Source organism: Emticicia fontis, from assembly GCF_054779675.1.
This window is the reverse complement of record NZ_BAAGXU010000017.1, coordinates 58,303-69,501: the sequence shown is the minus strand read 5'-3', so window position 1 is coordinate 69,501 and position 11,199 is coordinate 58,303. Positions and strand designations below refer to the sequence as shown.

General features: G+C 39.7%; 9 protein-coding genes. 5 read left to right on the top strand and 4 right to left on the bottom strand.

The window, feature by feature from the left end:
- Positions 1-8: 8 nt before the first annotated feature.
- Together ACYVFA_RS09865 and ACYVFA_RS09860 are read left to right on the top strand one after the other, a co-directional pair.
- Positions 9-2,405 carry a TonB-dependent receptor gene (locus ACYVFA_RS09865; protein ID WP_460471659.1) on the top strand — a complete coding sequence of 799 codons (2,397 nt, stop codon included), beginning with the start codon at positions 9-11 and terminating at the stop codon, positions 2,403-2,405.
- A 113-nt stretch (positions 2,406-2,518) separates the two neighbouring features.
- Complete coding sequence (locus ACYVFA_RS09860) at positions 2,519-3,079, top strand: hypothetical protein (protein WP_460471658.1); 561 nt, start codon at positions 2,519-2,521, stop codon at positions 3,077-3,079.
- A gap of 64 nt (positions 3,080-3,143) precedes the next feature.
- On the opposite strand, the gene ACYVFA_RS09855 is transcribed toward ACYVFA_RS09860, so the two are convergent.
- A complete protein-coding gene (locus ACYVFA_RS09855; protein ID WP_460471657.1) occupies positions 3,144-4,151 on the bottom strand; it encodes a LacI family DNA-binding transcriptional regulator in 1,008 nt (335 codons plus the stop codon).
- Between the two features lie 273 nt (positions 4,152-4,424).
- Between ACYVFA_RS09855 and ACYVFA_RS09850 the strand changes: the two genes are divergently transcribed.
- The 3 genes from ACYVFA_RS09850 (at position 4,425) to ACYVFA_RS09840 (ending at position 7,384) form a co-directional block, all read left to right on the top strand.
- Positions 4,425-5,180, top strand: a complete 756-nt coding sequence (locus tag ACYVFA_RS09850) for an SDR family oxidoreductase (protein WP_460471656.1) — start codon at positions 4,425-4,427, stop codon at positions 5,178-5,180.
- A 148-nt stretch (positions 5,181-5,328) separates the two neighbouring features.
- The gene (gene kduI, locus ACYVFA_RS09845; RefSeq protein ID WP_460471655.1) at positions 5,329-6,159 is read left to right on the top strand and encodes a 5-dehydro-4-deoxy-D-glucuronate isomerase; all 831 of its coding nucleotides are present in this window, start codon (positions 5,329-5,331) and stop codon (positions 6,157-6,159) included.
- Between the two features lie 37 nt (positions 6,160-6,196).
- Positions 6,197-7,384: a glycoside hydrolase family 88 protein gene (locus ACYVFA_RS09840; protein ID WP_460471654.1), complete on the top strand. Its 1,188-nt coding sequence runs from the start codon at positions 6,197-6,199 to the stop codon at positions 7,382-7,384.
- A gap of 84 nt (positions 7,385-7,468) precedes the next feature.
- Here ACYVFA_RS09840 and ACYVFA_RS09835 read toward each other — a convergent pair whose 3' ends face one another.
- From ACYVFA_RS09835 to ACYVFA_RS09825, 3 genes are read right to left on the bottom strand one after another with little or no spacing between them, the layout of a single operon-like run.
- Positions 7,469-8,374, bottom strand: a complete 906-nt coding sequence (locus ACYVFA_RS09835) for a helix-turn-helix domain-containing protein (protein ID WP_460471653.1) — start codon at positions 8,372-8,374, stop codon at positions 7,469-7,471.
- Between the two features lie 26 nt (positions 8,375-8,400).
- Complete coding sequence (locus tag ACYVFA_RS09830) at positions 8,401-10,647, bottom strand: xanthine dehydrogenase family protein molybdopterin-binding subunit (protein WP_460471652.1); 2,247 nt, start codon at positions 10,645-10,647, stop codon at positions 8,401-8,403.
- Entirely contained in the window at positions 10,644-11,114 is a 471-nt protein-coding gene (locus ACYVFA_RS09825; RefSeq protein ID WP_460471651.1) for a (2Fe-2S)-binding protein, read from the bottom strand. The genes ACYVFA_RS09830 and ACYVFA_RS09825 overlap by 4 nt, the downstream gene beginning before the upstream one ends.
- Positions 11,115-11,199 lie beyond the last annotated feature (85 nt).

Sequence of the window (11,199 nt, the reverse complement as noted above, 5' to 3'; positions counted from 1 at the left end):
ATTGACTCATGAAGAAAAGCCTTCTTATATTTTTTTATTTTTTATATGCTTCATCTTTTGCTCAAACAAAGGAAGGGACATCTACACCCACCCCACATTGTGATTGTTTTATACATGGAGTAGTGCTCGACAACGTTACGAAGGAGCCTATTGTTGGGGCAGTAGTATTGATTAAAGAACTCAATAAAGGTATTAGTACCGATGTCAACGGGCACTATCATATTGCCAATCTTTGTCAGGGAACTTATACCATTATTGGCCGGATTGTTGGTTATCAGGATAAAACCTATACCATTAAATTGGTACACGAAGCCGAGCAGGAAATTAAACTTTCGGAAGGAGAATTACATTTAGCTAATGTAGATATTAAAGCAGAAAAAATTGATAACCTGACCCAAACCAAGAACGTATTGGAAAGCACTGCGCTTGACCAGACAAGAGGACAATCGTTAGGTGAAACTTTGAAGCAGATTTCAGGGGTAACTACACTCCAGACTGGTAGCTCTATCTCAAAGCCGGTTATTCATGGTATGCACTCCAATCGTGTTTTGATTATGAATAATGGTGTGCGACAAGAGGGACAACAATGGGGTAGTGAACATGCACCCGAAATTGACCCCTTTGTAGCCAAGAAAATAACGGTTTTAAAAGGGGCAGCCGGAGTAAGATATGGTTCTGATGCCATTGCCGGCGTTATCATGCTTGAACCGGAAACTTTACCCGACTCTACTAAAATTGGAGGTGAGGTAAATACGGTTTATTTTACGAATGGCAATCAGGTAGTAACCTCGGCAATAGTAGAAGGCGGCCTCCGTCCTAAAAAAGCTGAGATTCCCCAATCGTTTGGGTATCGTGTACAAGGTACTTTTAAGAGGGGCGGTGATATTTCGACACCAAATTATCGTTTAGCCAATACAGGTCTTTCAGAAATCAATTTCTCGATTGGAGCTAATTATAAGCAGAGAAACTGGCAGTCAGAAGTTTTCTTTAGTCAGTTTAATACCCAGATTGGCGTGTTTTCAGGCTCACATATTGGTAATGTAACGGATTTGGTTGAAGCGATTAAACGTGGAAGCCCGTTGAGCATTTATACACCTGAAACTTTTACTTATAATATTGGTAGACCCTATCAGGATGTGCAACATAATTTATTAAAGCTAAAATCTACCCACCAGTTACAAGGAGGTAAATTATCGCTTACTTTAGGCCGCCAATATAATTATAGGAAAGAAGTAGATATTCTGCGCGGTGATAAAAATCTGGTTCAGCTTTTTCAGTTGACTACTTATACCGGAGAATTACTGTTTGAACATAAGCCTTTGTTTAAATTATTAACCGGCTCAATGGGTGTGAATGCCAATTTTCAGCAAAACCTAACTTCAGGCACTTTGCGTGAGCCTCGTTCTTCTACAGTTCTAATCCCTAATTTTCAGAACATGACAGGGGGCGTATTTCTGATTGAAAGAATTGTGAAAAGTAAATGGGAAATTGAGGGGGGCGTTCGATATGATTTCAGAAATCTGGATGTATATAGAATTCCGAGAGGAATGCAGGATGTAGCAGAGAGTAGCAAGCAAAACGAAAATTTTACTGGTACTTTTGGATTGAATTTCAGACCTAATTCGCAATGGAATTTTTTATTCAACCTTACTTCTGCCTGGAGAGCACCGACTGTCAATGAATTATATAGCGATGGGGTACATCATGGAGCAGCCAGTTATGAGAAAGGAGATGAAAATCTAAATCCGGAAGTAGCTACTAATTTGTCGTTTACGACCAATTATATCACCAAACTCTTTCAGTTAGAATTACATCTATACGATAATTATATACGTAATTTTATCTTTCTATCTCCAACGGGGCGACCAACGCTTACTATCCGTGGAGCTTTCCCCGAATTCTGGTATACACAAACCAATGCTCGTTTCAGAGGGCTTGATTTGAGTGGTAATTTTCAGATTCAGAAACATATTTCTTTAAATTCGAAATTATCCTATTTACAGGCACAAGACCTTACGCATGACCAGCCATTGATTATGATTCCACCGAATCGTTGGGAAAACACTCTGCGTTATGAATGGAAAAAGAGCGGTATTTCATTGACCAATCTTTATGTAGCCAAGCAAAATCGCGTACCGACTAAAGTAATTTTTAGTGAGATTCCTGCGGATGAAATCATCTTTAATCAATATGGTGGAGATTTTGCACCTCCCCCACCTGCTTATATGCTTTGGTCTGCCATGTTTACACAACAGTTGAGATTTAATAATAGAAATAATTTAGATTTATCATTAACAGTCACCAATTTATTGAATACCTCTTATCGGGATTATCTGAACCGGTTCAGGTATTTTGTGGATGAAATCGGGAGAAACGTTGTGGTGAGAGCTAAGTATTCGTTCTAAAAGTCGATTTTCTAATCGAATATTAATTTGCAATAATGTTGCACAAACAAAAATGAGTCCTTATATTTGCACCATTGTTGCAAATACAGACTCATCATTAAAATCTAAAACCCATGCAAAAAAATCGCATTATTGTTTATGTTAGCCTAGCCGTAGCTCTGTTGTTCTCAATGACGGCATGTAAAGACACTTCGGTAGATGTTGAAGAAGAAAACGAAATCATTACTACTGTTAAATTAAATTTCACCTCAGGTGGTAATACACAAACTTTTGTTTTTACTGACCCTGATGGTGATGGAGGAAACACCCCTACTAAATTCGACAATATCAGTTTAAAGCCTAACACCAGCTACACACTTACAGTAGAGTTGTTAAACGAATCGAAAACGCCTGCGGAAGACATTACAAACGAAGTGAAGACAGAAAGTCAGGAACATTTATTTGTATTTACTCCATCACCTGCAAGCCTTCTGACTTATACTTATGGAGACAAAGACGTGCGTAATTTCCCGATTGGCTTGACTGGAACGGTTCAAACCGGAGCGGTGGGTACAGGTAAACTGAAAGTACAGTTACGTCATCAACCGCCTGTGAATGGAAAAGATGTGAAAGACGGTACACCCACACCGGGTAGCGATGATGTGAACTTAGATTTTAATCTAAGCATTCAGTAAGCGTTTATTTTTAATTTATAGTTTAGTTTAGAAATAAATCCACAAGCCTTTGGTTTGTGGATTTTTAGTTGGAAGATGTCCGAAGATTTACTTCTGTTGGTATTTTTATGGTTTTTACTGTGGCCGTATTCTGCTTTTTATTAATCGTATCCAGGAGCATTTCTGCGGCTGTTTTGCCTATTTCAAAAGCAGGTTGTACAACCGTGCTTAAAGGTGGGTCTAATAAATGTGCCACTTGCAGATTAGTAAACCCAATAAAAGCTACCTGCTCAGGAATATTGATTCCTTTGGCTTTTACAGCTGCAAAACTATCTAAAGCGAGGCGGTCGCTGGCAGTAAAAATGGCATCAGGTTTTTGAGTATCTAATAATTCAAAAATCACTTGTCGTGCTTCTTCTGGGGCAAATCCGCAATAGCGTACCAGATTTGTGTCAAAGGGTATTTCATATTTTTCCAGTGCTGCTTTATAACCTTCAAATCTTTCGTTAGTAGTGTACAACAAAGATGGGCTGGTAATATGGGCAATCCTTTTTCTACCTGATCGAATCAGATGTTCAGTTGCCTGAAATGCTCCCTGAAAATTATCAGCAATTACCTTATTGGCCTCAATTTCATTTGAAATACGGTCGAAAACCACCAATGGTACTCCCCTTTTCTGTATTTCCTGCAAATGGCTTACGTCTGTAGTTTCACCAGATAACGAAATTAATACCCCATCTACTTTTCGTCCGACTAAATGCTGGATATTACTACGCTCACGTGCATACGATTCATGGCTCTGGAAAATCACAACATGGTAGCCTCTGTTATAGGCAACCGCCTCAATCCCGTTAATGGCTTGCGAGAAAAAATTATTGGCTATCTCCGGTACAATCACTCCTATGGCCCTACTCCGGTTTTCTTTCAGACTCAAAGCAATCGGGTTTGGATGGTAATTCATCTTCTCGGCATATTCCAATACGAGTTTTTTTGTCTCCGGGTTAATCTCATAACTACCCCTTAACGCTCTTGAAACTGTAGAGGTAGAGAGGTTAAGTGCCTTAGCAATATCTTTGATGGTTATAGCTTCCAAGATTAATACAAGTAAAATACAATTCTATGCCCGGCTCAATTGGGAGCCTATAAATAATCAGAAGTCTGAACGACAATCAAAGATATTAAAATTATCTATACCAGTGTTATGAACAAGCCTTTTTGGTAACGTTCCCGATAACGATTGCATAAATAAAGTCAATTATTTATTTGTTTATTCCTATGTTCAGTTTGCATCTTCGTAGGTATATTTGATTGATTTTACTGACAGCTTCATCTGTTTTATCTTAGAATAATTCTATTACCTTATATTATGTTTAATCTTTCAGGCAAAGTTGCCCTTGTAACAGGTGCCAACAGAGGTATAGGCAAAGCCATGGCTATCGGACTGGCAGAAGCAGGTGCCGATATTATTGGTGTATCTGCCAGTATTGAATTAGAAAACAGTGCGGTAGAACTCGCCGTTAGAGGTTTACAAAGAAATTTCAAGGCGTACCAGGCCGACTTCGGGAATCGCGAAAGCCTTTATGCGTTTATTCAACAAGTAAAGGCTGATTTCCCGACGATTGATATTTTAATCAATAACGCGGGTACAATTATGCGTAAACCTGCTGCCGAACATCCTGACGAATACTGGGATAAAGTAATGACCATTAACCTTGATTCTCAATTTATTCTGGCGCGTGAAATTGGCGCCAGAATGGTAGAGCAAAACTTAGGTAAAATCATTTTTACGGCCTCTTTACTTACCTTTCAGGGAGGCATCAATGTTCCCGGGTATGCAGCCAGCAAAGGTGCTATTGGTAGTTTGGTAAAGGCATTGGCCAATGAATGGGCGTCTAAAGGCGTTAATGTAAATGCGATTGCGCCCGGCTATATCGCCACAGACAATACCGAAGCCTTAAGAAATGACCCTGATAGAAGTACTTCGATATTAGCCCGCATCCCAGCCGGAAGATGGGGAGAAGCAGAAGATTTCAAAGGCCCAGCGGTATTCTTAGCATCCGCAGCCTCCGACTATGTACATGGCACTATCCTGACTGTAGATGGCGGTTGGATGGGGAGGTAATCTATTTAGTGATTGTGTGATTTAGTGAATGAGTGATTAATTTAAGGCAGAGGGAAGGTTAAAGAAGTGTTACCAGAAACTAGACTAATCACAGTTCAAATATAATCACTCAATCACTCATTTACTAAATCACTAAATTCTTAAAGATATGCAAGCAAGATATGAAAGTAGCCCAAAAGAAACGGCGGGTATGAGTACGGCTGAATTGAGAAGCAATTTTCTGGTAGAGACATTGTTTACACCCGACCAGATACATATTGTTTATTCTCACTATGACCGTATGATTCTAGGCGGAATTATGCCTAAAAATGAAGCGGTTGAATTAGGCAATTATGATGAGTTGAAATCTGATTTCTTTTTGGAAAGAAGAGAAATCGGGATTATTAATGTAGCAGGTGATGGCAAAATTACTGTCGATGGTGAGGCTTTTAATATTAATAAATTAGATTGTTTGTATGTAGGTAAAGGCACGAAAAAAGTAGTTTTTGAAAGTGTCGACACCAATAATCCGGCAAAATACTTTATTCTTTCTGCGCCTGCACATGCCACTTACCCAACGCGCCTGATGACCAAAGAAGAAGCTTCTCCGGCAAGTATGGGTGCTATTGAAACGGCTAATCAACGTGTAATTTATAAATACATTCATCTGGATGGCATCAGAAGCTGCCAGTTGGTAATGGGTTTGACCTTATTGCAAACGGGTAGTGTCTGGAATACTATGCCTTCGCATACGCACGACCGCCGTATGGAGGCTTATTGTTATTTCGATGTACCAGAAAATCATGGCGTATTGCATATGATGGGGCAACCGCAGGAAACCCGTCACTTATGGATAGCTAATCATCAGGCTATTATTTCGCCACCATGGTCGGTGCATTCAGGCTGTGGAACTTCCAATTATTCATTTATCTGGGGGATGGCTGGTGAAAACCAATCATTTGCAGATATGGATTTTGTTCCGATTTCAGAGCTGCGTTAATCATACGATTGTTTTAATTATTTTAACCTTTCTTTTTATGAGACTTACCTCAAAACTAATTGTTTTATCGTTTTTTGTTTCATCAATCGTTCTTGGCCAGAAGAAGATTGATGTAGCAAAAGAATTTGCCTTTGCTGCTCAGCAATATGAAGGCATGCTGAAAAGCCACCCTGATATTACTAAAACGCCTCAGTCAACTAATCCTGATGGTTCGCCAAGAGATATGCCAACCAGTTGGTGGTGTAGTGGTTTCTTTGGTGGTTCTTTATGGTATATTTTTGAACAAACCAAAGACCAGAAATGGAAAGAAGCAGCCGACAAATGGACTATGGCCGTTGAAAAGGAACAGTTCAATACAGGCACGCATGATTTAGGTTTTATGTTGTATTGTCCTTTTGGAAATGGGTATCGCCTGACCAAAAATCCGAAATACAAAGAAATTATGCTCACCGGAGCTAAATCTTTAGCCACTCGTTTCGATCCTAAGGTCGGAGTAATCAAATCATGGAATAACTGGAAGGGCTTTAAATATCCTGTTATTGTTGATAATATGATGAACCTTGAATTTTTGTTCTGGGCGGCGCGTGAATCAGGCAATAAAGAATTTTATAATATCAGTGTAACCCATGCGGATAATACCTTGAAAAACCATTTCCGTCCGGATAATAGTAGCTATCACGTAATTGCTTATGGCGAAAATGGTGAAGTATTGAAAAAAGGAACCCATCAGGGCTATGCCGATGAGTCAGCTTGGGCGAGAGGCCAGGCCTGGGCATTGTATGGCTATACAGATATGTATAGAGAAACCAAAGACAAAAAATATCTCGCACAGGCAGTAAAAATCGCCGATTTCTATCTGAATAACCCGAATCTGCCAAAGGATAAAATTCCTTACTGGGATTTTAACGCACCAAATATTCCGAACGAAGAGCGTGATGCTTCAGCGGGTGCTATTACTGCTTCCGCTTTGTTAGAACTAAGTACTTATGTAGACAAAGCAAAAAGCAAAACCTATTTTGATGCTGCCGAAACCATGCTGGAAAGTCTGACAGGCCCTGCTTATAAAGCGAATTTAGGAGAAAACAATCATTTCATTCTGAAACACTCAGTAGGTGCCAAACCGCTTAAGTCAGAAATTGATGTACCATTGGTATATGCTGATTATTATTTCTTGGAAGGATTGTTACGCTATCAGCGTTTGAAAAATAAACAGAAATTGTTTTAAAACATAAATACGTATATTCAACAAAATGCCCTTCGGTTGAGGGGCATTTTTGTTATAATTAAATTTATCGGATACATCTTTTTATTAATTCAAGTGGCTAAGCGCTTTGTATTCATTCGGTGTTTGCCCTACGTGCTGCTTAAAGAAACGTGTAAAGTGTTGAGGATATTTAAACCCTAGTTCATAAGCAACTTCATTAACAGTTTTATCGCCATTGAATATCCTGTTTTTGGCTTCCTCTATTATTTTGTTTTGTATGTATTCCTGTGCCGATTTTCCCGTTTCTTTCTTAATTAAATCTCCAAAATAATTAGGTGATAAATGCAACTCATCGGCACAATAAGCCACAGATGGCAGACCAATCGTTTCAGGTTTTTCTGATGTGAAATAGCCATTCAGTAACTCTTCAAATTTTTCCAGAATACCTCTGTTAGCATTATCTCTGGTAATAAACTGACGGTCATAAAAACGGTCGCAGTAATTCAGAAATAACTCAATATTGGAAGCAATCAGTTTTTTACTATGCTTGTCAACAGACTGTTGTAGTTCGTTTTCAATTTTAGAAAAACAATCTAAGACTAAAGTTCTTTCGCGAGTAGAAAGATGCAATGATTCGTTGGTTTGATAGCTAAAAAAACTATACTCTTGCATACTTTTAGCCAGCGAAGTGCCACGAAGCAGGTCAGGGTGAAATACGAGCCCATGCCCTGTTGGCTGATAAATATCAATTTTGTTTTCTACATCAATTACCTGTCCCGGAGAGATAAAAACCAGCGTACCTTCCTGATAATCGTAATAATTGCGACCATATTTTAAATCGCCACATTTTACATCCTTTAATATAATACAATATAATTCAAAAGTCATTCGAGACCCTGTCCTTGGATATGCTCTTGAAAAATCGAGTACACTTACTAAAGGATGCAAGGTTTCATGATTGTTAAAGTCGTTGTATGCTTTAACTGTATCGAAATTATATATCTGCTTCATATTTAAAATATAAATACCAAAGCCTTTTAAGACTTTGTCATTTCTACGGCAAAAGGCTGGTTGTAAAATCTTTTACCTGTTGTTTTATATAAGGCATTTGCCACTGCTCCAAAAACTGGAGGAAAAGGCGGTTCACCTAAACCTGTCGGATCAATATCGTTTTCCACAAAATGAACCTCTATTTTCTTAGGTGCCTCATTGTGGCGAATGATACGATAATTATCAAAATTCGTTTGTTCGGCTGCACCATCTTTATGGGTCAGCGCACCATACAAAGAATTTCCGATACCATCAACTACTGCTCCTTGTACCATATTAATGGCCGCATCGGGATTCACCACCACACCACAGTCAACAGCACTAAAAACCCTTTCTACATAAGGTTGTCCGTCTCTCATGACCATATCTACTACATGGCCTGCATAAGAAGCATGACAGAAATAAGCGGCTACACCTCTCTTTCTATCATTATTTTCCGGCTTCCCCCAACCTGATTTTTCGCGAAGGAGTTCCAAAACACCTATATATCGCTTGGCATCGTACTCATTGTTTTTACCAACCGGATTATCTTTGGCACGATTCAATAATTCAAGTCGCATTTCAATCGGGTCTTTTCCCATCGCTTCAGCTACCTCATCTAAAAAAGACTGCTCGGCTGCTGCATTGAAATTAGAACGAGGTGCGCGGAATGCGCCAATGGTAATATTGGATGGGATTTCCCAACCCTCAGCCAGATAATTATCAATCGCTCCCGCCGGAAAGCGATTGGCATGAATCGCATTTTCAGGAATCCCTCCACCTTTTATGTGAAACCCAATTAGGTTTTTATTGGCATCTAAAGCCGCGCGGTAAGTTGCTGTGTACATCGGGCGATAAATACCATAAGTCATATCATCTTCGCGGGTATAGATAAGCTTAATAGGTGCCTTAGCTTTTTTAGAAATCAAAGCTGCTTCATAAAGATAATGCCCATAAGCTCTGCGACCAAAGCCTCCACCCATACGGGTCATCTGAATTTCAATTTTATCAGCAGGCAGATTCAAAATCTTTGAAAGCGTAGGCTCTGTCCAACCCGGTGCTTGCAGAGGTCCTGCCAATAAGGCTTTTTCCTCTGTTACATGGGCAAAAAAATTCATAGGCTCCATACAGTTGTGCGCCAGAAACGGTGCATTGTAAGTGCGCTCAATAATCTGAGCAGCATTTTTGAAAGCCGTTTCAGGATTTCCGTCTTTTCTTAAAACAGTTGCAGGTTGTTTAGCGCGTTCCTGCATTTTGTCTAACTGAGTAGTACTCGTTTCAAGCGTGCCCGGCACAATTACTTCTCTTTTGCCACCTCTGCCTGTCATGGTGTCTTTGGTATCTCCGGCGGACTCCCACTCTACTTTCAGTTTTTTACGGGCATTCATTACTTCCCATGTTGTATTTCCCACTACCACTAATAAATCATTAAAAGTACGGGTATCAAATCCTGCTTGCTGGAAACTTTCTTCATACAATTTCAGAGTGAAAACATCTTTGATACCTGGCATTTTGAGGGTTTGTGAAGCATCAAAAGACTTCATTTTCATACCGAAAGCAGGAGGATGCTGAATCATGGCGATTAACATCCCATCTACACGATAATCTAATCCAAAAAGTGGTTGGCCTGTAACTATTTTTTGCCCTTCTACATTTTTCTTCGAATTTCTTACTACGGTAAAATCTTTTGGCTCTTTTAGCTTCATCCCTTTTGGCACAGGAATAGTGGCTGCTTTAGCCGCCATTTCTCCAAATTTTGCCGATTTACCACTCGAATGATGCAATACTCCTGCTTTTGTAGAAACTTCATTGACTGGTACGCCCCATGTTTCCGCCGCAGCCTGACATAACATCTGCCGAGCAGCAGCTCCTGCTTCACGGAGTGGCTTCCAATACATTCTGACTGAGTTACTTCCGCCTGTAAATTGTGAGCCGAATTTCACATTATCGTGTGTGCTCATCTCGACTACTACATTTTTCCAATCAGCGTCCAATTCTTCTGCTACAATCATGGGTAGCGAGGTCATTACATTCTGCCCGAATTCGGGATTTGGACAAAAGATTTTAATTATATTGTCAGATGTAATCTGAATATATCCGGTCAATTGATTCCAGTGCTCAGGCAGGTTCAATTCAGCTACCTTATCTGCAGGTTTGAAACCTGACAACCAGGTAAAGCTAAGCATCAGACCACCACCTGTTAAGGCAGAAGATTTCAGAAAAGAACGTCTGCTATATGTTTTTGGATTTGTCATTTCTTTTGGGGTTGAGTTTTTGCGGCTGATTTAATGGCTTCCTTGATGCGCAGATAAGTTCCACAACGACAGATATTGCCACTCATATAGACGTCAATGTCTTCATCTGTCGGCTTGGGATTTTCTTTAAGCAGAGAGCTGGCACTCATCATTTGCCCTGCCTGACAATAGCCGCATTGTGCTACATCATGCTCAATCCACGCTTTTTGTATCGGATGGCTGGCATTAGCTGATAAACCTTCAATCGTAGTAATAGCTTGCTTTCCTATTGCTGATACAGGTAGTTGGCATGAACGCACTGCTGACCCGTTCAGGTGAACTGTACAAGCACCACACATCCCTACGCCGCAACCATACTTAGTGCCGGGCATATTAAGATGGTCGCGTAAAACCCACAAAACAGGCGTTGAGGGGTCAACGTCTATTGCATGGATTTTTCCATTAACTTTCAGATTATATTTTGCCATAAATCGTAGTGTTGATAGATTACAGAATTTAACAGGATAAATAGATGTAAATAAAATACTATATTATCAGAATTACTTACGCAAT

What these genes read in the sequence shown, in the direction of transcription:
- ACYVFA_RS09865 (WP_460471659.1), top strand. Translation starts at nt 9, where the DNA reads ATGAAGAAAAGCCTTCTTATATTTTTTTATTTTTTATATGCTTCATCT.
- ACYVFA_RS09860 (WP_460471658.1), top strand. Translation starts at nt 2,519, where the DNA reads ATGCAAAAAAATCGCATTATTGTTTATGTTAGCCTAGCCGTAGCTCTG.
- ACYVFA_RS09850 (WP_460471656.1), top strand. Translation starts at nt 4,425, where the DNA reads ATGTTTAATCTTTCAGGCAAAGTTGCCCTTGTAACAGGTGCCAACAGA.
- kduI (WP_460471655.1), top strand. Translation starts at nt 5,329, where the DNA reads ATGCAAGCAAGATATGAAAGTAGCCCAAAAGAAACGGCGGGTATGAGT.
- ACYVFA_RS09840 (WP_460471654.1), top strand. Translation starts at nt 6,197, where the DNA reads ATGAGACTTACCTCAAAACTAATTGTTTTATCGTTTTTTGTTTCATCA.
- ACYVFA_RS09835 (WP_460471653.1), bottom strand. Translation starts at nt 8,374, where the DNA reads ATGAAGCAGATATATAATTTCGATACAGTTAAAGCATACAACGACTTT.
- ACYVFA_RS09830 (WP_460471652.1), bottom strand. Translation starts at nt 10,647, where the DNA reads ATGACAAATCCAAAAACATATAGCAGACGTTCTTTTCTGAAATCTTCT.
- ACYVFA_RS09825 (WP_460471651.1), bottom strand. Translation starts at nt 11,114, where the DNA reads ATGGCAAAATATAATCTGAAAGTTAATGGAAAAATCCATGCAATAGAC.